This window comes from Bacillus sp. PS108 (assembly GCF_037963335.1).
Classification (GTDB): domain Bacteria; phylum Bacillota; class Bacilli; order Bacillales; family Bacillaceae; genus Bacillus; species Bacillus subtilis.
Genome location: NZ_CP150155.1, coordinates 838,159 through 862,609, shown reverse-complemented (window position 1 = coordinate 862,609; position 24,451 = coordinate 838,159). Strand labels below are relative to the sequence as shown.

The 24,451-nt window shown below is 46.7% G+C and carries 24 protein-coding genes; 6 read left to right on the top strand and 18 right to left on the bottom strand.

Annotated elements, in window-relative coordinates:
- Positions 1 to 6: 6 nt before the first annotated feature.
- The 10 genes from lnrL to glvA form a co-directional block, all read right to left on the bottom strand.
- Positions 7 to 942 (bottom strand): linearmycin resistance ATP-binding protein LnrL, encoded by a 936-nt coding sequence (gene lnrL / locus NSQ16_RS04365; protein WP_327837947.1) that lies wholly within the window; start codon positions 940 to 942, stop codon positions 7 to 9.
- Between the two features lie 143 nt (positions 943 to 1,085).
- Positions 1,086 to 1,748, bottom strand: coding sequence for a two-component system response regulator LnrK (gene lnrK, locus NSQ16_RS04360; RefSeq protein ID WP_327837949.1), 663 nt, complete (start codon positions 1,746 to 1,748; stop codon positions 1,086 to 1,088).
- Complete coding sequence (gene lnrJ, locus NSQ16_RS04355; RefSeq protein WP_072175501.1) at positions 1,745 to 2,947, bottom strand: two-component system sensor histidine kinase LnrJ; 1,203 nt, start codon at positions 2,945 to 2,947, stop codon at positions 1,745 to 1,747. The genes lnrK and lnrJ overlap by 4 nt, the downstream gene beginning before the upstream one ends.
- Positions 2,948 to 3,064: 117 nt before the next feature.
- Positions 3,065 to 3,922 carry a catechol 2,3-dioxygenase gene (gene catE, locus NSQ16_RS04350; RefSeq protein ID WP_173614002.1) on the bottom strand — a complete coding sequence of 286 codons (858 nt, stop codon included), beginning with the start codon at positions 3,920 to 3,922 and terminating at the stop codon, positions 3,065 to 3,067.
- 17 nt (positions 3,923 to 3,939) lie between these two features.
- A complete protein-coding gene (gene catD, locus NSQ16_RS04345) occupies positions 3,940 to 4,344 on the bottom strand; it encodes a DoxX family oxidoreductase CatD (protein ID WP_015252533.1) in 405 nt (134 codons plus the stop codon).
- A 153-nt stretch (positions 4,345 to 4,497) separates the two neighbouring features.
- Positions 4,498 to 6,312 carry an ABC transporter ATP-binding protein gene (locus NSQ16_RS04340; RefSeq protein ID WP_327837953.1) on the bottom strand — a complete coding sequence of 605 codons (1,815 nt, stop codon included), beginning with the start codon at positions 6,310 to 6,312 and terminating at the stop codon, positions 4,498 to 4,500.
- The gene (locus NSQ16_RS04335) at positions 6,306 to 8,027 is read right to left on the bottom strand and encodes an ABC transporter ATP-binding protein (RefSeq protein ID WP_089172489.1); all 1,722 of its coding nucleotides are present in this window, start codon (positions 8,025 to 8,027) and stop codon (positions 6,306 to 6,308) included. Before NSQ16_RS04335 ends, NSQ16_RS04340 begins: the two co-directional genes overlap by 7 nt.
- 105 nt (positions 8,028 to 8,132) lie before the next feature.
- Positions 8,133 to 9,716, bottom strand: a complete 1,584-nt coding sequence (malP, locus tag NSQ16_RS04330; RefSeq protein ID WP_003233606.1) for a PTS maltose transporter subunit IIBC — start codon at positions 9,714 to 9,716, stop codon at positions 8,133 to 8,135.
- 14 nt (positions 9,717 to 9,730) lie between these two features.
- The gene (gene glvR / locus NSQ16_RS04325) at positions 9,731 to 10,495 is read right to left on the bottom strand and encodes a MurR/RpiR family transcriptional regulator GlvR (RefSeq protein ID WP_014476181.1); all 765 of its coding nucleotides are present in this window, start codon (positions 10,493 to 10,495) and stop codon (positions 9,731 to 9,733) included.
- Between the two features lie 64 nt (positions 10,496 to 10,559).
- On the bottom strand, positions 10,560 to 11,909 hold the full coding sequence (gene glvA, locus NSQ16_RS04320; protein ID WP_014476180.1) for a maltose-6'-phosphate glucosidase: 1,350 nt from the start codon (positions 11,907 to 11,909) through the stop codon (positions 10,560 to 10,562).
- A 335-nt stretch (positions 11,910 to 12,244) separates the two neighbouring features.
- Here glvA and NSQ16_RS04315 point away from each other — a divergent pair, with 335 nt between their 5' ends.
- From NSQ16_RS04315 to NSQ16_RS04290, 6 genes are read left to right on the top strand one after another with little or no spacing between them, the layout of a single operon-like run.
- A complete protein-coding gene (locus tag NSQ16_RS04315) occupies positions 12,245 to 12,559 on the top strand; it encodes a WXG100 family type VII secretion target (protein WP_072175498.1) in 315 nt (104 codons plus the stop codon).
- A 5-nt stretch (positions 12,560 to 12,564) separates the two neighbouring features.
- Complete coding sequence (locus NSQ16_RS04310; protein WP_153255813.1) at positions 12,565 to 13,788, top strand: hypothetical protein; 1,224 nt, start codon at positions 12,565 to 12,567, stop codon at positions 13,786 to 13,788.
- Positions 13,789 to 13,799: 11 nt separating this feature from the next.
- Positions 13,800 to 14,567, top strand: a complete 768-nt coding sequence (locus NSQ16_RS04305) for a hypothetical protein (RefSeq protein WP_024571964.1) — start codon at positions 13,800 to 13,802, stop codon at positions 14,565 to 14,567.
- A gap of 31 nt (positions 14,568 to 14,598) precedes the next feature.
- Complete coding sequence (locus tag NSQ16_RS04300) at positions 14,599 to 15,156, top strand: YfjD family protein (RefSeq protein WP_230488075.1); 558 nt, start codon at positions 14,599 to 14,601, stop codon at positions 15,154 to 15,156.
- A gap of 9 nt (positions 15,157 to 15,165) precedes the next feature.
- On the top strand, positions 15,166 to 15,708 hold the full coding sequence (locus NSQ16_RS04295) for a YfjD family protein (RefSeq protein WP_230488074.1): 543 nt from the start codon (positions 15,166 to 15,168) through the stop codon (positions 15,706 to 15,708).
- Positions 15,709 to 15,757: 49 nt separating this feature from the next.
- On the top strand, positions 15,758 to 16,087 hold the full coding sequence (locus NSQ16_RS04290; protein WP_010886445.1) for a YnfA family protein: 330 nt from the start codon (positions 15,758 to 15,760) through the stop codon (positions 16,085 to 16,087).
- 35 nt (positions 16,088 to 16,122) lie between these two features.
- On the opposite strand, the gene NSQ16_RS04285 is transcribed toward NSQ16_RS04290, so the two are convergent.
- From NSQ16_RS04285 to NSQ16_RS04250, 8 genes are all read right to left on the bottom strand, one after another.
- On the bottom strand, positions 16,123 to 16,302 hold the full coding sequence (locus NSQ16_RS04285) for a small acid-soluble spore protein H (RefSeq protein ID WP_003244276.1): 180 nt from the start codon (positions 16,300 to 16,302) through the stop codon (positions 16,123 to 16,125).
- Positions 16,303 to 16,355: 53 nt separating this feature from the next.
- On the bottom strand, positions 16,356 to 18,173 hold the full coding sequence (acoR, locus tag NSQ16_RS04280) for an acetoin dehydrogenase operon transcriptional activator AcoR (protein ID WP_003244100.1): 1,818 nt from the start codon (positions 18,171 to 18,173) through the stop codon (positions 16,356 to 16,358).
- Positions 18,174 to 18,288: 115 nt separating this feature from the next.
- Complete coding sequence (gene acoL / locus NSQ16_RS04275; RefSeq protein ID WP_032723005.1) at positions 18,289 to 19,665, bottom strand: acetoin dehydrogenase complex dihydrolipoyl dehydrogenase; 1,377 nt, start codon at positions 19,663 to 19,665, stop codon at positions 18,289 to 18,291.
- A gap of 20 nt (positions 19,666 to 19,685) precedes the next feature.
- Complete coding sequence (gene acoC / locus NSQ16_RS04270) at positions 19,686 to 20,882, bottom strand: acetoin dehydrogenase complex dihydrolipoyllysine-residue acetyltransferase (protein ID WP_003244059.1); 1,197 nt, start codon at positions 20,880 to 20,882, stop codon at positions 19,686 to 19,688.
- A gap of 13 nt (positions 20,883 to 20,895) precedes the next feature.
- Complete coding sequence (gene acoB / locus NSQ16_RS04265) at positions 20,896 to 21,924, bottom strand: acetoin:2,6-dichlorophenolindophenol oxidoreductase subunit beta (protein ID WP_003243124.1); 1,029 nt, start codon at positions 21,922 to 21,924, stop codon at positions 20,896 to 20,898.
- A gap of 3 nt (positions 21,925 to 21,927) precedes the next feature.
- A complete protein-coding gene (gene acoA, locus NSQ16_RS04260; RefSeq protein WP_003242898.1) occupies positions 21,928 to 22,929 on the bottom strand; it encodes an acetoin:2,6-dichlorophenolindophenol oxidoreductase subunit alpha in 1,002 nt (333 codons plus the stop codon).
- 231 nt (positions 22,930 to 23,160) lie between these two features.
- Positions 23,161 to 23,850: a hypothetical protein gene (locus NSQ16_RS04255; protein WP_003243897.1), complete on the bottom strand. Its 690-nt coding sequence runs from the start codon at positions 23,848 to 23,850 to the stop codon at positions 23,161 to 23,163.
- A gap of 29 nt (positions 23,851 to 23,879) precedes the next feature.
- Positions 23,880 to 24,332: a DUF6884 domain-containing protein gene (locus NSQ16_RS04250; RefSeq protein ID WP_019712688.1), complete on the bottom strand. Its 453-nt coding sequence runs from the start codon at positions 24,330 to 24,332 to the stop codon at positions 23,880 to 23,882.
- Between the last annotated feature and the right edge of the window lie 119 nt (positions 24,333 to 24,451).

Here is a 24,451-nt window from a genome sequence, read left to right as displayed (position 1 = left end):
CCCTCCTCAATCCCGCAACGTGCGGCCGGTCAGATTCAGAAACAGGCGCTCCAGATTCGGTTCCTGCACCTGAAGGGACAGCAGGTTTATATGATGAGCAGCAGCTTCAGCAAGCAGGCTGGTGACGACTTTCTCATGATGAGCCGCAGAAATGTCAATTTTGAGCTCTAATTCATGTACTGTTACATCATTCACATGGGCCAGAGATCGGATCGCCACAAGAAACGCTTCATTGATCCCGCTGACCGTGAGCTGAATGATGGTATCGCCCCCAAGGCGGCTGCACAAATCAGTTTTTGTGCCAATCGCAATCATTTCCCCCTGATCAATAATTCCGATCCGATCGCATAAAAACTCAACCTCTTCCATGTAATGACTCGTATAGATCACCGTCATGCCCGTTTCGTTGAGCTGTTTGACCGTTTCTAAAATGTGATTTCTCGATTGAGGGTCAATACCGACAGTCGGTTCATCCATAATCAGCAACTCGGGCTTATGCATTAAAGCCGCACCGATGTTGATTCTTCGTTTCATCCCCCCGGAGAATGTTTCAATCTTATCTTTAGCCCGCTCAGTCAGACCGACATATTCAAGGACCTCAGCCGATCTTTTTTTGGCCTCACCGTGCGTAAGTCCGTACATTTTCCCCCAAAACATAAGATTCTCATGAGCCGTCAGCGTCGGATATAATGCAATTTCCTGCGGAACAATGCCGATTTTTTGTTTCGCTTTGGCCGTTTCTTTTCCGATGACATAGCCGCCCACCGTGATGTTCCCGCTGTCATGCGGGACAAGGCCGGAAATCATCGAAATGGTTGTGGATTTCCCCGCACCGTTTGGCCCGAGCAGACCGAACGACTCCCCCTTTTGGAGGGAAAAAGAAATACCTTTCACGATTGTTTTTTTTCCATATGCCTTTTTGATGTTTTCTGCTTGCAGCACGTCGTCTCACTCCTTTTTTTGATCCATTGCCATTGTAGAAGAAAGAAAGGCGTGCGGCATGTAGCGGCAGATAGAACATAGGGCATGAAAAAAAGGCCTGTAAAAGGCCTTTTCAGAGAAGCGTATATGCAAAACGTCATATGTCAAAAGACAGATACACCATATCTGACCGAGTAAATGGCGGCTTGGGTTCTGTCCCTGACAGCCAGCTTGCTGATAATATTTGAAACGTGGTTTTTGACTGTGCCTTCTGTAATGTAAAGCTTTTCGGCAATTTCTTTGTTATTCAGCCCGTACCCCAGCTCAGCCAGAACTTCGATTTCGCGCTCGGTCAGGTCGAGCAGCTCGTTAGGTTTTTCTATCTCATTTATTCCTTTCAGCTGTTTTTCACGCTTCCATTCATTCAGCATTTGGGCAGTCAATTCCGGCGGAAGCACCATTCCGCCAGAATGAACAGTCATCACCGATTTTACAATCGTATCTGCCGACATATCCTTCAGCAGGTACCCGCTTGCTCCCTCTTCAAGCGCTTCAGCAATCAGCGCTGAATCCTTAAAGGTTGTCAGCATCAAAACCTTTACGCCGGGCAGCGAGCTTGTGATTAATTTTGTTCCCTCCACCCCGTTGGAAATCGGCATGCGGATGTCCATTAACACGATATCCGGCTCCAGCTCTTTCGCCTTTTCGAAGGCTTCCTGTCCGTTTCGCGCTGTTGCGATCACATCGAGCTCTTCTCTGAGCTGGAGCAGGGATGCCAGCCCTTCTCTGACGATATCCTGATCGTCGGTAATGATGATCTTAATCATGATAAACTCTCCTTTTGCTGCACGGGCCTGAAGCTCCATTTTTTATTGGCAAGTGAAAATTCTGCATTCACAGTAAATCCTTGATCCTGTTCGCTTTCAAAGCGGATCATTCCGCCATGTTCCGCTGCCCGCTTTTTCATATTCAAGAGACCAAAACCAAGTGCTGCCTCGGGATTGCCTTTGCCGTCATCCTTAATGACAAGGCTGATGCTGTCCGTTGTGCAGGCAAGCTGTATCGAACAAGCTGCGGCGCCGCCGTGCCGTTTGGCATTGGTCAGTGCTTCCTGCACCGTTCTGATCAGGGTCGGATGGAGAGACAGCGGGATGATTGCAGGATCACCGCTGACCGCAAATTCTGTTGTGACTCCTGCATTTTTGCAAAAGTCCTCTGTCAGCTGTTTCAGCGATTCGATTAGCGAAGGATCGTTTTCAGTTTGCAGGGTGCGTACTGATAAGCGGACATCATCAAGCGCTTCACGGGCAAGTGTTTCACAGACACCTACTGTCTCATCCGCTTTTTGGCTGTCTCTTTTTTGCCATTCACGCAAAAGCTGCAGCTGGACGAGAAGGGCCGTCATTTTATGCCCCACTGTATCATGGATTTCCCGCGCCATTCTGTTCCGCTCGTAAATGGCAGTCAGCTCTTCAACCTGCTTCGCATATAAATGGAGCTCCTGATGTGCAGCAGACAGCGCCAGATGGGACTCCGTCAGTTCCTGAAACTGCTGTTTTGCCGTATCCTGCGCATCCAACAGCTTGCGGATTAATTTGCCCACGACACCGCAGAAGACAACGAATGTCATGCTAGTCAAATGATCAATGACAAATTCATTGCCGAACATCGCATATGTACGGATGAGGACGGTCAAAAATAAAATAGAGGAAAGACATAAGACAGACCATGCTGTTCTTTTAGGAAACCCCCGCAGAAAAAAGGCGACCGCAACCGGACAAAGCATAATAATGAACAAACCTGTGCCGGGAAAGATAAATCCGAACGAAAAGCCGATTGCAATATCAATCAGGCAGAACCAGATGGCATTTGTCTCTTTTGTCAGCAAAACATGATTGGCTGCATACATGGCAGCACCTGCTGCTATAAATACATATCCAAACCAGTTATCCTCTTTCACAATGGACAGATACATTAAACAGCTCACCATCAAGGTGAACATTCTCGTAAAAAAAAGAGCTTTCACGCTCATCACTCCCGATACCCAATTCCCTTCTTATCATACCTGCCTCAGGGCATTTTTGACAGGAGTTTCTGGAAAATAAAAAATCCCCCTGCCGTTATTTCGGCAAGGGGATTGCAGTTAAATCACAAATGTAATATAGGCGCCGGAAACAGGGTCTTTCACACGAAAGCTGTTTTCCGTCTCTTCAATCGAATACCCGGCATGTTTGACTCGGTTTGCCACCAAATCCAGCTCCACTTGGTGAGGCAGGACAACAGTGTAATAATCTAGTCCGCTGGCATTTGTCGGTTTAGGCGGCGCATTTCTTCCCGCCCAAATGTTTAAGCCGATATGATGGTGGTACCCCCCGGCTGAAACGAAGAGGGCGGACATGCCCGCATAGTTTCCGACAATGTCAAAGCCCAGTACATCTGTATAAAACGCCTTTGCTTCTTTCAAATCACTGACATGCAGATGAATGTGTCCGATGATTGTATCGTTCGGAAGCGATGTTTTCCGCTCATCTCCTGCCTCTTCCAGAAGGCCCTCAATGTCAACAGCGGTTGTCGTCATGACATAGTTTCCTTCCCGATCACGCTGCCACGTGCTGCGGGGGCGGTCAGCGTACATTTCAATGCCGTTTCCGTCAGGATCAGACAGGTAGAGCGCTTCGCTGACAGCATGGTCTCCATGTCCGATAGCAATGCCGTGTTCAATCAGGCGGGCGAGCGCGATCCCAAGTTCTTTCCTGTCCGGAAGAAGAATCGCAAAGTGATAAAGGCCTGTCACAGACCGTTCAGGCAAGACGACAGCGCTCGGATTTTCTTCAAGAATAAGCAGTACGCGTTTCCCGTCAGCCGTTAATTCCGCTTGGCGATCCGTCTTTTTTAAGACTTGAAAACCGATGACGTTACAGTAGAACTGAAGCGAACGCTCCAGACTGCGAATTGTGAGTTTGGCATAGCCAATGTGTGTATCCTCATGAATGCTGGTCATGCTGCATGCCTCTTTTCTTATGCTGAAACGTTTTCGTTCTTTTTTCCTTTAAACACAAATGGGTCCAGCGCCAGGAATCGACTTCCAGTAAGCGCCAGGTGAATGGATGTCAAAAGCAGAAGGTAATCAAATTCTGCATTGCCCATGAATGGCGCTTTCAGCTTAACAGTGATGATGGCGCCGATCAGTGTAAGAGCGAACAGTACACCGACAATACGTGTAGCCAATCCGAAGAAGACAAGCACTCCGCCAATGAGTTCAATCGCTGCGATGACATACGCCATAAAGCTTGGAAGGCCTATGCTGCCGAAAAATTGGATGGTGCCCTCCATTCCCTGAAACTTTGATAAACCGTGAACAAAAAAGATAATGCCTGTAATAACTCTTAAAAGTAATGTGCCAATTTCAAATGATTTATTCATTTTATCCTCCTTGATAAATGTTATCACTTACTTAATGTAAGCTAGTATATATACATAACTTGTTTACGTCAAGTAATTTTGTTACATTTTACGAAAATGAAATAAAAGTACTATAAAACTGTAACAAAAAAGACCTCTGTGCAGGACAAAGGTCTATTTCTCAAATTGGCTTTCATATAAGTCACTGTAAAATCCTTTTTGCCGAATCAGCTCATCATGGCTGCCTTTTTCAATCATTTCACCGTCTTTTAGCACCACAATCTGGTCCGCTCTTTGAATGGTGTTCAGCCTGTGGGCAATGATGACGCTTGTTCTTCCTTCCATTAAACGGGCGAGCGCTTCTTGAATGTTGGCTTCTGTAACGGTATCAATGTTGCTTGTCGCTTCATCCAAAATGAGAAGAACCGGATCAGCAAGCACCGCCCTCGCTATAGAAATCAACTGCTTCTGTCCTTGACTGATGCCCGAACCGTTTTGCGTCAGCACGGTGTCATACCCTTTTGGCAGCCTTTCAATAAAACTATGGGCATTCGCTGTTTTTGCAGCGGCTTCGACTTCCTGATCAGAAGCATCAAGCCTGCCGTAGCGAATGTTTTCTCTGATCGTTCCCTGAAATAAGAAAGAATCCTGAAGAACAAACCCCATGTTTTTTCTCAGGCTTGCTCTAGTAAGGGTTTTAATATCTGTACCGTCGATTAAAATTTTTCCTTCGTTAGGCTCGTAAAAACGGGCGAGAAGATTAGTGACGGTTGTCTTCCCCGCCCCCGTCGGTCCGACAAACGCGATGGACTGCCCCGCAGGCACGGTAAACTGTAAATGCTTCAGTGTCTGCTGCCCTTTATCGTAACCGAAGGACACATCCCGGAATTCAATGCTGCCTGTTTGGATGGGCTGATGCACGGCGTTCTTTTCATCCTCGCGCTCTTCTTTTTCATCAAGCACGTCAAACACCCGTTCAGCGCCGGCGATTGCGGACAGCATCGTATTAAACTGGTTGGCCAGATCGTTTAAAGGGCGTGTAAATTGTCTTGAATACTCGGCAAAGACGACGATGGAGCCGATCGAGATCCAGCCTTTCAGCGCAAACAAACCGCCGATTGCCGCTATCATTGTAAAGCTTAAGTTATTCAAAGAGTTCATGACCTTCGGGATAAACCCGGAAATCGTCTGCGCCCAAAAGCCCGACGTCTTGAGTGCAGCGTTTTTTTCGAGAAATTCAGCAGTAATCTGCTTCTCACGTGAATATGCTTTGATGACCTTTGCGCCTGAAACAGATTCCTCAATATACCCATTCAGATCACCAAGGTTTTTCTGCTGTTCTTTAAACAGCTTTCCCGTTCGGTTGGTGATCCATTTCAGGCTCGCTGCCATCACCGGAATAATGGTCAGCGTAATCAATGTAAGGAGCGGGCTCATGTACAGCATCACCGCAATCGTCCCGACAAAGGTGATCATGCTTGACAAAATTTGAATGACTGACGTGTTTAAGGTAGAACTGACATTTTCGATGTCATTCGTCACCCGGCTCATCAGCTCGCCGTGCCGCTGTTTATCAAAAAATGGAATCGGCAGCTCATGCAGATGGGTGAACAATTCGCTTCTCATTCTGAAAACCGTGCCCTGCGAGATCGTAATCATCCAATAGTTTTGAAACCAAAGCGACAGGGACTGAATGATATAGATAGCGAGCAGAAGAAGCAAAACAGGAATCAAGCCGCTGACCGTTTTCCCGACGATAAAATGGTCGATGGCCTTTCCGATCACAAAGGGACCAAGGAGCCCGAATATGGCACTGATGACAACCATTAGCATGACAAGTATGAGCAGTCCTTTTCTTTCAGCCAAGTAAGACCAGATTCGTCTCAGTGTGCCCTTTGTATCCTTTGCTTTCGCCCGCTTTTTCGCGCCTTCTTTTTTGTCAATTGGCAGTTTGGGATATTGGAAAGGCTTGCGGATGTCTTTTAGCATGACTCGCTCCCCTCCCTTCCGAATTGTGACTCGTAAATGCGCTTGTATAACTGAGATTCAGAAAGCAGCTCACTGTGAGTGCCTTTTTCAATCAGTTCGCCGTCCTCAAGCAGCAAAATCTGATCAGCTTTCATCGCCGTGGTTATTTTTTGTGTAATGATCAAAGTTGTGCAATGGTATGTGCTGATTGCTTCAAGCAGCTTCGCCTCCGTTTGCAGATCAAGTGCGCTTGTGCTGTCATCTAATAGAAGGATAGCCGGTTTTCGAATCAGCGCCCGCGCAATGGAAATTCGCTGTTTCTGGCCGCCGGACAGGTTGACGCCTCTTTGCCCCAAAACTGTGTCATATCCATTTGGGAGCTTCAAAATCGTTTCATGAATTTGCGCATGTTTGGCCGCATCCATTATTTCATCTAGTGAAGCATTTTCTTTGCCCCAAGCGATATTTTCTTTGATTGTGCCGGAAAACAAGAGGACTTCCTGCGGTACATATCCAATTTGCCTGCGCAGCCCTTCAGCCGGAATATCTTGAACCGGCTTTTCATCTATGTAAATGCGGCCTGAATCCGGCTGATAAAGCCGCGGAATGAGCTGAAAAAGCGTGGACTTGCCCGAGCCCGTCGCACCGAGAATCGCGATCGTTTCTCTTGGCTTTGCGGAAAATGAGACATTCCTGAGCGCTTCTCTGTCCATTTCAGGATAGCGAAAGGATACATGCTGAAACTCAATCCGTCCTGACAAACGATCAGATATGGTGCCTTCCTCCCGCTCGTCGCCTTCTGTTTCAAGCACCTCACCGATTCTATCCCCTGAAGCCTTCGCCCGGGTGAAAATCATAATCAAAAACGGAAACATCGAAAGCGCGCCTGTAATTCGTGTTGCGTAGTTAATTATCGCAACAACATCGCCAACCTGAGTGCTTCCGCTCGTAATACTGTAGGACCCCGCCCACAAAATCAAAAGGATGCAGAGATTCATCAAAAGCATCAGTACAGGCATCGTGAATTCCACAAGCTGAAAGGCCGAAACCGTTTTTTCCATCAGCCTTGTGTTGGCTTTGATAAATCGTTTGACTTCGTGGCTGCCGCGAAGCAGCGCTTTGATCAGCTTGATTGCAATTAAATTTTCCTGCATGATGGTGTTCACTTGATCCAGCCTTTTCTGCACTGAGCGGAACAGTGCCCCGCCTTTCCTTAATACCCATAGCAAAAACAAGATCAGGATCGGAATGGTCACAAGCAGAAAAAAGCCGAGTTTCACATTAACGGCAAGCGACAGCACAATGCCGCCTGCAATCATTAAGGGAGCCCGCAGCATAAACCGCAAACTCATAAAAATCATATTTTGAACCTGTGTGACGTCGTTTGTCAGCCTTGTAATATAAGAAGAGGACGAAAACTGTCCAAATGTGGAATAGGAGAAGGACTGGATTTTTTGGAAAAGCCCTTTTCTCGTATCATAGGAAAAGCTTTGGCTGACATGGGCGGCATAAAAGGAATTCAGCATCCCCGCCGCAAAGGATAACACGGTCAGCCCGATCATGACCGTGCCCCATATCCATACATGCCGCAGATCTTGCTTCAATATCCCATCGTCGATGATTTTTGCAATCAATAAAGGCTGCATCAGTTCAACTGCAAGCTCCGTCAACATAAGAATCAGAGCAATCCCCGCCAGCAATGAATATGGTTTTAAAAACGACAAAGCCTTTTGCATGTAAAAGCCTCCAAACCCCTTTTTACTCGATTGTCTCTTTCTTTACTTTACTATGGCGGTCTTTTTGACGGCAAACGAAAACCCTCCCGAAAAGGAGGGCAGTCTTTATTGATTCAATATTTTTTCCACACGCTCCCGCATCTGCGGTACGCTTAATCCGATAATTACCTGAAACGCCTTCCCGTTCCTGACAACGCCGTGTGCGCCAAGCGCGCGGAATACGCTGTCGGGTTCAACCTTTGTTTCATCCTTGACACTGACTCTGAGGCGGGTGGCGCAGTTTGTGACTTCAGTGATGTTGTCTTTTCCGCCCAGCGCTTCAATATACAGAAAAGCGGTGTCATCAGCCGTTTCAGCAGCGGAGGCCGTTTCATCCTTGTTTTTTCGTTCTCTGTATTCCTTTTTCGAATATAGCTTTGTTTCCTGCTGTTCATCCTTTTCCCGTCCTGGTGTAGCGATATTGAATTTGAGGATTAAAAATCTGAAGACGAAAAAATAAATTGCTGTAAACGAGAGTCCGATCAAAATTTGATATACATATGTCATACCGTGGCTTCCAAAGAGCGGAATCCAGTTCAAGGTCACCGCTTCGATCAGTCCGCCCCCCATATTTCCGACGACGCCGGCCATATACATAACTGTCGACATTGTGGCGGCAAGCACGGCGTGAACCGCAAATAAGAAAGGTGAAATGAATAAGAACGTAAACTCAATCGGCTCTGTAATACCGGCGACAATCGCTGTCAGTGTGACAGGAATCAGCAGCCCTGCGACGAGTTTTTTCTTTTCCTTTTTGGCTGTCACATAAAAAGCCAGGGCGATACCCGGAATACCGAAGATTTTCGAGTTGCCGTGAAGCGCGAATCCGCCTTGCGGAAAGAGCTCCTTCAGCGGTTTGGCGCTTTGCGAATATTCGCCAAGATGCTGTGCCCAATACGTGACGATCCCGCCTTCCGCTACAGCCGGGCCATAAATAAACGGCGTGTAAATAAAGTGATGAAGGCCGGTCGGAATTAAAATCCGTTCCAAAAACGTGTATATCCAAACGCCCACCGCCCCAGAAGCAACCAGGAAGCTTTGAAGCGAGCCGATTCCCGATTGAACCATCGGCCAAATATAAGACACAGCCAAGGCAATTGGGATCATAATAAAGAAGGAAATCATCACGATATATGTTGAGCCTTGAAAGATGCCGAGAAAATCGGGCAGTTTTTTATCAAAATAGCGATTATGCAAAAAGACGACAATCGAAGAAATAAAGATGGCTCCGATAATGTTGGTATCGAGCGTTTTTATGCCCGCAATCATCGTTAATCCGCTCGTTCCGCCGACCTCTTGATTCATGTCGACGCCAAATGCTCCTCCCCATACCGTCAATATTGCGCTGACAAAATAGTTGAATGTCAGGTAAACAGTAAGCGCTTCCAAACAAGCGCGTGCCTGAGCTTTCTTCGCCAAAGCAACCGGGATGCCGATGGCGAATAAGAGCGGCATTTGGTTAAAAACAGTCCAGCCGCCCTGCTCAATAATATACCAGCACTGATACCAAAAACCGTCGGGATCGGCGAGCGGGCCCATGAGGGTTTTATTTTTAAAGAGCGTGCTGATACCGACGATAATGCCGGCGAACGCGAATAATAAAACAGGCACAAACATCGCGCTTCCAAAGCGCTGAATTTTTTGCATCATACCAGAACCCCCTGCTACTCATTGTCATTTTTTTCTGCCTCTTTGTAATCAACATATGCGCGGAACAATGCTTCGCCAACGAGAAAAAACGGTGCAAAAGCGACAATTTCCGTTTTATCGCTTAATGTCACAGGTTTGCTTGTCGCATAAAGATTATGCGGAGTCAGCTGGGCGAGGACATTGTTTTTTAAATTCGTAATGGAAATAAAGGGAATACCCTTTGCAGAAAGCATTCTTGCCTGAGGAATCAGCTCCGGTGTTTCTCCGGAAAGAGAAATGATGATAAACAGATCGTTCACTTTAAAATCCCCGCGCATCAGATTAAATTCATTTGTGTCTTCAATTAAAATAAGATAGCGATGGCGCGGAATAAACATTCTTTGCAGGTCGCGGGCGCATATCTTTTGCGCATTTCCAGAACCGTAGACGAAAATGCGGTCAGCTTCATCAATCAGCTGGCACATGTCCGTCATGTCCTTTGTCCTTAAGAACTTCAAATTTGCTTCAATATCATCAAGCAGCTTTTCAAAACTCATACTCTCGCCTTCTTCCGGCTGATCTTCCCACTTTAAAAAGACGCGAAATTCACTGTAGCCACTGAAACCGAGCTTTTGGGCAAGCCGTAAAATTGAGGAACGCGATACACTGCAAGCTTTGGCCAGCGCGTCGATTCCAAGGTGATAGCATGTGTGCTTATGATTCAATATATATTTTAAAATATGAAAATCGTTGTCATTCAATTTGCTGTAGTGCTGATTGATCAGTTCTTCGAGCTGCATATCAGATCCCCCCATTTTCTTTCTATTATATACAATTAAAGATTCGAAAATGGGGGAATTTCAGTTATGATATACGGGTCGGGCTTTGATCAAGCTCAGGCCAGAAGTCTTTGTTGGCCTCCATTAAATCCTCGAGAATGAGTCTTGCCACACGCGCGTTCGGCACTGTTTTTGACAAAATTAGCGCCTGCCACAGCTTTTGGAACGATTTCTCCGCCCACGCTTCAACAGTCAGCTTCTCAACGGATACCTGCTGCTCCATAAGCCCTTTTTGGAATTGTGGAATGGTGCCGACGGTAATCGGTTCAGGCCCATTTGAGCCGACAATGCATGGGACCTCGACCATCGCAGTCGGGTCAAAGTTCGCAATTGCGCCGTTATTTTCAACGATCAACAGCATTCTTTCACCTGTGTTGTAGGCAATCGCCCGGGCAAGATCAACGATATATGATGCGTGGTCATCGATTTTGATTTCGCTGTTTTCTGTGGACTGCTCACGTGTAATCATGTCACATTGGCTGAAAATAAAAGCTTCGCGCCCTTCCATCACTTCATTTGCCCGCGTATGATTCGGATTTGATTTTTTCACCATATCATCCGGGAACAAATAATATTGCAAATACGTATTCGGCAGTGTATCAGGATCTGCGGCCTGTACGTCACGCGCTTTGGCGAATGTGTCATTCCAGCTCGCTTCCACCGCTTCAGCCTCTGTTTTCGGAATATAGCCGTATTGAGATACATGCTCCTTCAGCTTCGGCATTAAATCGTTGCCCTCTTGATCCTGAATTGATGTCCACCAGCCGAAGTGATTTAATCCGTAATAGCGGACCTTCATTTCTTTTCTTGAGGATAAGCCAAGAATTTGCGCCATCCGGTCTTCGATCCCAACCGGCATATCACAGATATTGAGAATTTTAGAATTCGGTCTAAGGCGTCTCGTAGCTTCAGCCACAATTGCCGCCGGATTGGAATAATTGAGCATCCAAGCATCAGGCGAGTATTTTTCCATGTAATCTAATATTTCAAGCACACCGCCGATCGAACGCATACCGTATGCGATCCCGCCCGGCCCGCACGTCTCCTGGCCGACAACTCCGTACTTTAACGGAATTTGCTCATCAAGCGCACGCATCGCGTATTTCCCTACTCTGATGTGCGCCATAACAAAATCGACATCTGTAAAAGCTTCTTCCGGGTCAGTCGTCGCTGCAAATTCAATATCCGGCGCTTTTTCTCTGATAAAAACGTCACAGGCGCCTGCAATTCGATCCTGTCTCTCCTTATCATTATCATACAGCTTCAGCTTTCTGATCGGAAACTCCTCCAAATGGTCCAAGAGCATGAGTACGATCCCTGGAGTGAAAGTGCTCCCTCCGCCCGCTATTACGATTGAGAATGATTTTTTCTTCATATGACGACCTCCTTGATAACGTTTACAATTCCATTTATACCATGAGATAGCCCGTCCCGTAACACGTTTGGCGCACTTAGGTCATTTGATCAACTTTAGTGTTTTTTCCCATAGAGCGGGAAATTTCTCATTTGCCTTATGTCTGAGGGATTTGTTTTTTTTACCTTTTTTGTAATCTTAAAGTCTCACCAACTGTGAATTTTAAGTGAATATACGCCCTTCCAATTCTTATGAAAAGGTTCTTTTGTACGATTCGGATACATGCCGAATTATTTATAATCATTTATATAAAACATCCAATTGTGCGTGAATTTAGAAAAGGCAGGGGACAAAAGTTGGACTCATATAAAGTCATTGAGCTGGCAAACAAGTACAGTGCGGCCGCAGAAGAGGTCAGAAGCTCCAAAATGCTGCTTGAATCCCGGTTATCTGCAATGGGAGATGCTTGGCAGGGCAAATCAAGAGATTCGTTTGACCAGGATTTCGAGGAAACGAAAGCCGCCTACGATCAATTCGAACAGGAGCTGCTTGAAACAAGCCAAGAGCTGAAGGCTGCCGCTGTCAAAATAGAAGAACGAAAAGCTGAAATTGCCAGAATGGAAGAACTGGAGCGTAAAGCAAGAGAGGAAAGACATAAACTCGGGAGGTGAACGGTGTGTCAGGAAACATTGCAGTTGATCCGGATAAGCTCGAACAGCTTGCAAATGATGTTGTCACTGAATTAACTGATATGGAAAACAAATATAAGGACCTGCATGTGGAGCTGGGGCAGATGATTTTGCAATGCGATCCCCGCTACAGCAGCTGTTTTTCCGGAGTGGGCGATGCGTGGAGCTCAGGAAAAGCGCTCGTCACCAAGCTGAGTGACAATGAGATTTTCATCAGAAAAACGGGCGATAAATTTGTGGAACAAGATGATATTTTGCGAAAGCTCTACAATGCCTACGACAAATACGGTACGATGACAAGCTTAACCGCTCTTATGCTGACGCAGGGAAAATATTACGGATTAGGGCTTACGAAATTTGTGAAACAGCCAAGCGGCTTGCATACAGCCCAGCACTCAAAACTGCTCTTGGATATTTCTAGGGCCGTTGACAGCTCACGTTATCAAAAAGCGGCAAGAGTGCTTTTGAATCCTAAATATTTGTTAAAAAAGACCAACCGTCCATTTTCAGATTTGGTACATAAAAAGTTTACAAAATACTTTCCTCAGGACACGGTGGATTTTTCAAACAGCGTCAGAAGCTACACAAAAGGATTTCTTAATGAAGCCGGCGTACGCTCCACTTTGAAGGATGTGGGAAAAACGGGCTTGAGATTCGCGAAAGGAAATGCCATTACCGCCACACTGATTACCGGAGCGACCGAAACATTCGGAGCAGGCGTGAAAATTGCTGAAAATTATGCAAAATACCAGGACAAACCCGAAGTTCTCAAGCGTGAAAACGCCAAGGCCGTCGGGAATGCTGTGAATAATACGATTTTTGTTGCCGGCGGTGCCACAGCTGGTGCTGTTGTGGGCGGTGCAATTGGAAGCTTTGCAGGACCTGTGGGTACTGTCCTTCTTGGGGCAGCAGGTTCATACATTGGCGGAGTCGTCGGAGAACAAATCGCCAAATATACAGCCGGTTTTGCCGAAAAAGCAGCCTTAAAGCTGAAAGAACCGATCCATGCTGTCGTTGATACAGCCAAAAAAGGGCTGGAATCAGCCGGCAAAGTCGTCAAATCAGTGAATGACGGCATAGATGCGGCGAATAAATCGATACATAAAGGGATAGACAGCGCGAAAAAAGGAATGGAAAAAGCAAAGAAAACAGCGGATTCGCTCATACACGGCGCAACCCATTTCCTTAAAGGGAAATTTTCATTTGGATAGGAGAATAAACAATGAAGCAGTTTACAATTAGCATAGAAGAACTCTTATTTTGCTTTTACAGCGAAGGGTTTTTTGAACAGGGGATGGCCTTGAAGCAGGCCTATTTTCCGGAAATAGAAGATGAACAGCTCGGCGCTTTGTTCGAAGCAGCTTGCCGCTCACTCTTAGCTAAGGATGCAGCGGAATATCGGAACCATCAATATCGGTTAAAGGACGAGTACTGTCCGTTTATCCATGTATTAAACGACGCTGACTATACAGTGAAGCTTTCTAAATTTAACGGGCAAGGCGCCGAACAGAATGTGTCCTGCCATGTATCAAAATTCGGCACCTACTCTCACGAACTCCTTTTTGATGAACAAGTCCATCGCATTACAAAAATGGAATCAAGTGAAGGGTTACTTGCTAAGACAGATGAGTTTTTACATATAATAGATACAGAGGATAAAAGAGAATCGATTGTGACATTGACATCAAATGAATTTGAAAAACTCTTGGAGGGCGCTTCAGACAACCCTTCATATCTAAAAGAGTTCCTTGAAAAACATGACCACCAAGAGGACGTTACCCGATTTACAAATGATTTGGCTTTGCGGAAAGGGAAAATGGATACACTTATGCGTCTGGCATATGGCAAAGATAACACTCCTGAAGTGGCTGACATGGCATTTGTCCTGCCGGGGGCCCACCATACTTGGCTTGTCACAGGCATCACCCAGAATGAATTTTCTATCCTCCCTGCTCATAAGGATGTTGTAAATCAAATCATTTCACAATGATAAGAATTGAATTAACAAAAGGAGAAAAGCATTGAAAAACCAAGAAATCATTGAAGTCAAAAGCAAAATGTTCCTGAGAATATGGGCTTTTGTCGGATCTGCCGGTATGGGATTAGCATGTTTGTGGCTCTTTTATATGGGTATTACGTTTCAAACGAAATATTACCTATTAGCCATACCTGCTGGCTTTCTGTTCACCTTGTTTTGTTTATATTTATTTATCATCTTCTTTCCGGCTTTCACCCCGCGGGGAAATACCATTTTCCGCATCAAGACAGGAAAAAATGGAGAATTGTTCACTGACAAAGTGTCTGTTACGTTTACTGATATCAAGAAAATTGAGATGAGCCGCCATAAATTTAGTCTAAAAGGAATCTTCCAAGAAGATATATTGATCCAAACCGTTGATCAGAAGACCATTCGCATTCCCACTTGGAACATCATTCCGAATCCGTTGTTTTTCGAAGCGGTTGAACGCTATATCCTTCCCCATTTGAGTGAAGAGGCGAAAAGCAATTGGATCGGACAGTTTACAGACATCCAACGCAGTGCGTATTTGAAGGAATTTGAGAATCATCCGAAGCTTTAGGGGCAGCACATGATTGAAGTAAAAAGCATGATGCTTCTAAGGGCTTGGCTGTTCCTCGCTACAGGGGGCGCCTTTATTGTGGGCGTCTGGCTGGTGTCTGAAGCTCTCACGTTTGAATCTAAATATGCCCTGCTTTATTTGGGCGGCGGTTTACTGGCTATGATTTATGGATTGATCACATTCTTTATGGCTTTTCCTGCCTTCACAAGCCGTGGAAATGTCATTTTCACCATAAAGACCGGACCTAGTGGCGAAATCTTCTCGAGAAAGCGCAGCGTGCTGTTTTCCGAGGTGAAGCGGCTTTATATGGGACGCCATCAATACAGTTTGAAAGGAATCTTTTTTGAGGATATTATCATCGAGAAAACAGACGGCAAAATCGTTCGAATCCCGACCTGGAACATCATCGCGAATCCGTTGTTTTTCGAAGCGGTTGAACGCTATATCCTTCCCCATTTGAATGAAGAGGCTCAAAACAATTGGATCAGCCAATTTACAGAGGTTCAGCGAAAAGCGTATTTGAAGGAATTTGAGAATCATCCGAAGCTTTAAAAGCTCTCCTCCTCTATAATGAAAGATAAATGCAAATTGAGGAGTGCTCATGATGCTGATTACCATTCTTTTATTTCTCGCGGCGGGGCTTGCTGAAATTGGCGGCGGATATCTGGTTTGGCTATGGCTGAGAGAGGCAAAGCCAGCCGGCTACGGGATCGCCGGAGCATTGATCTTGATTGTCTACGGCATTCTTCCGACATTCCAGTCCTTCCCTTCCTTCGGCCGTGTATACGCCGCTTATGGCGGGGTATTCATCGTGCTTGCGGTCCTGTGGGGATGGCTTGTTGACCGGAAAACACCTGATCTGTATGACTGGATCGGCGCATTCATTTGTCTCATCGGTGTCTGTGTCATTTTATTTGCGCCGCGCGGATAACAAAATGGCCTGCTTATGAAGCGGGCCATTTTTGTTTAATCCTCTTTTAAGCTGTTCAGCTGCACTTCATGCTCCTCTTGCGGTTCGTCAAGCGGATAAATTCTTGCTGTTCCAGTTTCTTCATTTACGTGCTGAATGTAAATAGGAACGCCGTTATATGTTACTTTCTTCATGTCGGGAGATTCTACAATTTCTTTCGCCCTTTGAATATTCATCGTAACACCCTCCTTCAATACATAACGTTTCCATTTCCTGAAGGAAGTATGCTTTATGATTCAGCGGACAAGTTGAATTTTTTCAGGCGTTTGTAGAAAGTGCTTCGGGGGATCCCGCTGATTTTTGCGGCTTGAGAGACGTTTCCTTTTGCAGATTCAAGCGCTTTGATCATCATATCCTTTTGGATTTGCTCACGAAAAGTAAGCACGCCGGCAGCAGCCGGCTTTTTTTCTGCAGAGCTGGCCGGCAATCCAGCGGCTTCCAGTAAAGCGGGAAGCGATTCATCTCTCAGCCGGCCGTCCGGAAATCTGATAGAAAGACGTTCAAACACATTAAACAGCTCGCGGATATTCCCCGGCCACTTCCATTGCTTCAGCACATTACAAAAATCAGAAGGAAGATCGCCTGGCCAATGATTCTTCTGTTTGTAGTACTCAAAGAGATCCGGGATATCCTCGGTGCGATCGCGTAATGGAGGGAGTTCAATTGGATAGACATGAAGACGGTAAAACAAGTCCTCTCTGATTTTTCCGTTTTCGGCAAGCTCGCGTAAATCACAATGTGTGGCGGCAATAACTCTGATATCAACCGGAATTTCTTTCGTCCCGCCGATTGGCGTTATCTTGCGTTCCTGAAGCACCCGTAAAAGTGCAACCTGCATCGAGTGGGAAATTTCTCCGATTTCATCTAAAAATAATGTGCCTTGATTCGCTTTTTGAAAGGCGCCTTTATAGCCATTTCGTTTCGCTCCCGTAAAAGCGCCCTCTGCATATCCGAACAGTTCGCTTTCAATCAAATCAGACGGAATCGCTCCGCAATTGACAGCAACAAACGGACCGTGCCGTCTCTCACTGTTCTCATGAAGCGCGCGAGCCGCGACCTCCTTCCCCGTACCCGTTTCACCCGACAAACAGACCGATGCATCCGTCGCAGCTGCTCGTTCAAGGTGCATCAGCATCGCTTGCGATCGGCCGCTTTGCCCGATCACTCCATTGAATCGAAACGCCTTCTTTTTCTTTTGTTCCGAAAGATAAAAACAAGTGCCGCCATCTCCTATGGTGACAGCATTTTCGATTGAATAGCCCCGTTCCTTCAACTCGTACAGGTGCCGGCCCTGCCAATCCGGCATTGAGGTTCGAATCGGCATGCTCGCACTGATGATGTGCTGCTTGGTATTACAGAGCACCATCGGCACACTGGATGCAGCTCTCTCCCCAAAACGGCTGATCAGCTCCAGCTCTTTCTCACGGCTTTTAGCTGCGAGTTCCCGTTCAGCGGCATAGGCAATCGCCGTGGCAATACCAAGCATATGAGGATGCGCGCCTGCCGCCGGGCATGATATGTCAATTACACCCGCAAGGCTGCCATCCTCATGGTGAATCGGAGCAGCTGAACAGTTCCAAAGATGGGAAGCGATAGAGTAATGCTCTGATCCTTGTATTGCAACCGGCTCGCTGATGTGGAGCGCCGTGCCAATCGCATTTGTTCCGACAGCCGTTTCTGTCCAGCATGCCCCTTCGACGAAATTGATGCGTTTGGCTTCATAGAGCGCGCGCGGATGGCCGTCCAATGCCAGAACAACACCGTCTGAATCAATTAACAGCGCCATCATTTCCATTTCTTTTATGGCAGGCAGCAGTTTTTCGAGGTAAGGCTTTGCGGTCGTCAAGAAGAATGAATGTTTTTTTGACTGCTGATCCAGCTCCGTTTGCTGTAAAACCTTCGGGCCTTTTTCTAAATAAGGATTGACCTCAGCTTTTTTGCAGCGATGCCATGACTCTGCAATCCGTTTTCTTAATCGGGCTTCGTCAAGCACACCGTCTTTCACAAAACGTTTCCAGGTTTGCAAATCGTTTGGGACCGAATTCATTTCCTTGATCGCTCCTCCCTTACACGCCGTTTTCATCTATTGTAGGGGAAAAATAAAGCGCTTTCAACAATAAAAAAGCAGGCGCCTTATATCCATGCGCCTGCTTTTTCCTTTATTATGCATGTACCGCAAGGCCGATCGTGCTTAACAGCGCCTCATGCAATGTTTCCGATAAAGTCGGATGGGCGGCGATAAAATGCTCCGCCATATCTGCCGTCATCTCACCATTCATGATCGCTGCCGCTTGGCCGATGAGCTCGGTTACATCCGGGCCAATCATCGAGACACCCACGATTTCGCCGAATTCCGGTTCAGCCATGATTTTGACCTTTCCTTCCGCTTGCTGTTTAATGAGCGCCTTGCCGTTTGCGGAAAATGAAAATTCGCCGATCTTCACATCCCCGTATATGCTTCTTGCCTGTCGTTCTGTCATTCCGATACACGCGATTTCCGGGGACGTATAGATGCAGCGCGGCACATGTTTCTCATTGATTTTGACATCCCTTCCGGAAGCATGAGAAGCAGCGATGATGCCCTCATGGAAAGCGGCATGCGCGAGCTGAATGCCCCCTATAGCATCTCCGCACGCGTAAATATGAGGCACGTTCGTCTGCATGTGCCCATTCACCGGAATGCCCTTTGGAGAAAAATCAACTCCGGCCTGTTCCAGCTGCAATCCGTCAAGACGGGGTTTTCTGCCGATCGCCACCAGCACATAATCGGCCTTCGTTTTAAACTCTCGCTGACCGCTTTTCCATATTGCCGTTTTGGCCGTTTGATCCACCCGCCCTAATCTGGATGAAGTATGCACTTCGACACCGTCTTCCTCAAGTTTCTCCTGAAAGAGACGGGCAATATCTTCATCTTCAGCCGGGATCAGCTGGTCTGCTGTTTCAATGATGGTCACCTGCGATCCCAATCTGGCGAACAGCCCTGCATACTCACACCCGATGACACCGCCGCCGACAATGACTAGTGAAGACGGAATCTCGGAAAGAGAAAGCGCGTCTTTGCTGTCGAGGATCCATTCGCCGTCAAATGGGGCAAAAGGCAGCTCGATTGGCTCTGACCCGGAGGCAATCAATACTTGGTCCGCCTCTCTGATTTCTTTTCCGTTTTCTCCTTCGATCAAGAGCTTTCTTTCAGAAAGAAAGGAGGCTGTTCCCTTTACAACCTGTATTTGATTTTTCTTCATTAGGTACTGAACGCCTTGGACAAGCTGACTGACAACCTGTTGTTTTCGGCTTTGCATTTTACTCCAATCGACTGATATCGCACCTGCCGGAAGTTCGATTCCAAAGCTGTCGGCATGCTTGATTTTATCAAGAACGTTTGCGCTTTCTAACAAAGACTTTGTCGGGATGCAGCCTTCATTCAGGCAGGTCCCCCCAAGCTTGCCTTTGTCAATGAGCAGCACGTTTCTGCCCTGCTGTGCCGCGGAAACCGCAGCCGCATAGCCTGCAGGTCCGCCGCCGATAATGGCTAATGTCATGTCGTTTTCACCTGCTTTTCCTATAAAATTAATGCTGCGGGTTCTTCCAAATATGTTTTCATCGCCTTCAGGAATGCAGCGGCAGGGGCGCCGTCACACGCTCTGTGATCAAATGTCAGGCTGAGTGGCAGGATCGTGCTTCTGACGATCTCCTCCCCTTGATACACCGGTGTGTCATAGCTTGCTCCGATGCCGAGAATGCCTGTTTCCGGCGGATTTAGTATCGGTGTGAAATGCTCAACTCCAAACGCGCCAAGGTTTGTAATGGAGAAAGTAGATCCTTGCAGTTCTTCGCTTCCCGCACGTCCCTCGCGTGCTTTTTTGGCATTTTCTGAGATGGATTGAGCCAGTTCAATCAGCGATAGCTTTTCAGCATGGCGGATGACAGGCACCACTAAGCCATTTTCCAAGGCTACAGCCATACCAAGGTGCACATGGGGATGTGTGATGATGCGCTCATTTTGATAAAAGCTGTTCAGCACAGGGTGAGCTTGCAGAGCGAGAACGGCGGCTCTTGAGACAAAATGAGTGATCGTCAGTTTTGTGCCGTATCTCTCTTCCGCAGTTGGTGAAAGCTGTTTTTGAAGAGTGGCAAGCTTGGTGATATCAGCTTTCATCGTGATCGTCAGCTGCGCGCTGTTTGCCAGGCTTTCCTGCATTCGGGCAGCGATGACCTTTCTCATGCCTGTCACCGGGATTTCCTGCGCTTTCTGCTCCGAAACAGGCTTTGCTTGATCTTTTTTCTGTTCAGCAAGAGCCTTTGTTACGTCATCCTTCACGATTCGTCCGCCTGGTCCAGTTCCTTTCAGTTGTTTTAGGTCTAATCCTGCTTTTTCTGCTATTTTCCTGGCGACTGGAGATATTTTCATTCGATCTTTTTTGGAGGCTGCGGGTTTGTTTTCTTGTTTGACGGGCTGGACGGCTTGCGGCATATTGTCTTCAGCAACAGGCGCCCCCGCCTCTTCCTGCACCGACTCATTGGCGTCCCCGATATAGCAGATAGCTGTGCCGGGCGGAACCTCTTCTCCCTCTTTCACTTTGATATCGATCAGCGTTCCTTTTTCAGGCGCTTCGATCTCCATTTCAATTTTCTCCGATTGAATGCTGGCAATGCTTTCTCCCTTTTCAACCGGGTCGCCTACTTTTTTATTCCATATCGATACTTCCCCTTGTTTCATGGCCATTCCCAATTTTGGCATCACTACTTTTACCGCCATTTGTGTCCCCCCTTTAATTCAATGCCGGCTCGCCAAGCAATTCAAGCGTGACGCTGACAATTTTATCTGGTGTCGGCAAATATTGATCTTCAAGCACTGGTGAAAACGGAACCGGTGTATGCGGCGCTGTAATCCGTTTAATCGGCGCATCAAGCAAATCAAAGCCCTTGTCAGCGACAAGCGCAGCAATATCCGTGGCAATGCTGCATCGCGGATTGGCTTCATCAATGATGATCAGCCGGTTTGTTTTTTCTAACGATGTGAAAATCGCATCCTCATCCAGAGGAGACAGACTGCGGGGATCAAGGACCTCGGCTTCGATGCCCCTCTCTGAAAGCTGTGCAGCCGCTTCAAGCGCAGTATTGACCTGCTTGCCGACTGCAAAGAGCGTAACATCATTGCCTTCGCGTTTGATATCCGCTTTTCCGAGGGGAATTGTATAATAATCTTCCGGCACCTCGCCCTTCATGTTGTAGGACGTTTTGTCTTCAAAGAAAAACACCGGATCATTATCTTCTATTGCTGCAAGCAAAAGACCTTTGGCATCATACGGATTGGATGGAACAACTGTCTTCAGTCCAGGGATGCTCGTGAAAAGGCCATACAGCGATTGTGAATGCTGGGCAGCGGCCCGGAACCCTGCTCCGTATGTGGTGCGGACGGTAATCGGCACTTGCGCTTTTCCGCCGAACATATAACGGAATTTCGCCCCTTGGTTGATCACCTGATCAAAGCACGTGCCGATAAAATCGTTAAACATCAGCTCGGCAATCGGTCTCAAACCGGTTGATGCCGCAGCCATAGCCGCTCCCATATAGCCTGCCTCAGAAATCGGAGTGTCCAGCACTCTTGTACGCCCGAATTCCTGTACGAGTCCCTTTGTGACCCCTAATACACCGCCCCATGCTTCATCATCCTGCAAATGATCGACCGCCGCTCCCCCGGCGACATCCTCACCGATCAAAAGCACATTTTCGTCTTTTCTCATCGCAAGCTTCATTGCTTCATTGATCGCGTCTGACATGCTTATGACTCTCGCCATCTCTTACATTCCTCCTTTTTCATATGACACATACACATCTGTCAGCAGCTCCGAATCTTTTGGATATGGGCTGTCTTCGCTGAACGAGACGGCTTTTTCAATCGATTCGCTGACACGCTGTTCAATGTCTGACAGCTTATTAGCATCTGTTTCTTTTAAAAGGTAGTTTTTAAAACCTTGAATGGCATCTTTTTCTTCAAGGTGCTCAACTCTTTCATCCTTCGTTTTATAGGTTTGGGCATCTCCTTCGAAATGGCCGTAGTTTCTGTAGGTCATACATTCAATCAAAGACGGGCCGCCGCCGTTTCTTGCTCTTTCTATCGCTTCCTCGGCTGCCTGGTAAACTGCTAAAATATCTTTGCCGTCAACTGTAACCCCCGGCATGTTATAAGCAGCCGCCCGATCGGCGATTGAATCACAGGCTGATGCGTACTCAAATGGGGTAGCTTCGCCATAGCCGTTGTTTTCAGCAACAAATACGACAGGAAGGTTCCATACAGCCGCTAAATTCAGCCCTTCGTGGAAGGTACCTTGGTTATTTGCCCCGTCCCCGAAAAAGCAAACGCTTACATTTTTAGTCTGTTTATATTTAGCCGTGAGCGCTGATCCGCATGCGAGCGTAAAGCCGCCCCCGACGATTCCATTTGCGCCTAACATGCCTTTATCAAGATCCGCAATGTGCATAGAACCGCCCTTGCCTTTGCACAATCCGGTCGCTTTCCCGAAAATTTCCGCCATCATGCCGTCCAGGTCACAGCCTTTGGCGATACAATGTCCATGTCCCCTGTGGGTGCTTGTAATGCTGTCGCCATCATGTAAATGAGCGCACACCCCTACAGCCACGGCTTCCTCACCGGCATATAAATGAACGAATCCGGGAAGCACTCCCTGGGCGAACAGTTCATGCACTTTGTCTTCAAAGCCCCTGATCTCCAGCATCTTTTGGTACATCCACAGCGCTTTTTCCTCAGTTAATGACAAGCCTTCTCGTTTTAACAATTTCATTTTGTGCGCCTCCTTCTATTTAGGGTTCACCATTATAAATGCAAGAAGTGTGCCAGTCTTTTGAGCCCGTAAAATCAGTCTTCTCATCTTCACTTTGGAGACAGTTTGAGACGTGTGTCTCGTTTTGTCTCAAACTGATTCATTTGTCTCGTTTTACAGCATGCAAAAAAAAGACCGGATATCACCCGGCCTTTGACAATGATCGACGTATTTATTTCCTTGGAAATCTTTTTAACTTCCTAGTTCCTCTGCATCGTTTGACTGAATAGCTGCTTTTGAAAGAAAATCAATTGAATATTTGACATATCCAATACCGCCGTCCCCGTCCTTCTGCATACAGTCTATCGTGCCGTTTGAGTATGTATATCCCTTTTCATTAAGCGTTTTTCTGACCGTTTCCGCCATCTTTGCGGCATCTGTTTTTGATAACCCGCTGGCGTCTAACTGAATCGTCATGCTCATAGGCGCTTTTTCAGCCAGCTTTTTGTTCCATTTTGTATCTAACGTGAACTGTCCGTTTTCGATACTCAAAGCAGCATCAGCTTTTATAAATCGAGGAACCGCTTTTTTCAGATCTGCTTCGATTGCCTTCGTTGCTTCTTCATTTACATGTTTTGCTACTGATTCGGTATACGCTTCTTCAATTCCATCGCACGTTACTTTAGGATGCAGAAATCCCTTCGTACACATTGGGTAGCGATGAGATTGGGAGGTTGCTTCAAATACATATTCAGACGTTTTAGCGTTATATACCCCATTCGTGATCTTGATTTCTTTCTTAGGATAGGTTTGTTTCACATAAGACACTAGCTTCTGTTCTGCAGCATTTTTCGAAAATGGATCACCGAACCATACATGATAGATATATAGTCCGCATCCGAATAACACAATGGCAAGCAAGCCAAACACAAGTTTTTTCATGTTCCCACTCTTTTCCTCATATGTACGTGCTACAGTTCATGCTTTTCTTCAACAGCCCGGTTCAGCGCTTGGAGCATGTAGCCTATGCCTTTGTATGATGATAGCGGCCAGCTGATATGCTGGTGTTCTCCGATGACGGCGTTTAGAATGCTTCGATATTTTTTTCCGCCAAGCATGACTAGCTCTTCGATATCAGAAAAGCCTTTTTCGTGAAATTGACGGCCTAGCTCGTCCGCTGTCATGATTTCCGGATGACCGGTGCCAAAAGTGACATCGTAATTTCCCGAAACGAGATCACTAGGGCGAAGAAAGCCATGCTTCGCCGACAAAATCACCCACTCATCGAAAAATGCTTTCGCATACCGCTCGCACGCCTGATGAAACGGGCTGAGATAAGCGTCCTCTGCTCTTACCGGCCCGGCATCAGGCTGGACGTCCCAGATTTTTTTCTTGCCGCAGGGGATGATGCATAGCCGTTTCATTTTTCTCTCCCCCTTTATAAGATATCTCCACTAAATATACCATTATTTTCTTACAATAAATTAGAGAAAAGACAGGCTGAGTAAAGCTGCGTACAAAAAAGACCCGGATTTACCGAAAA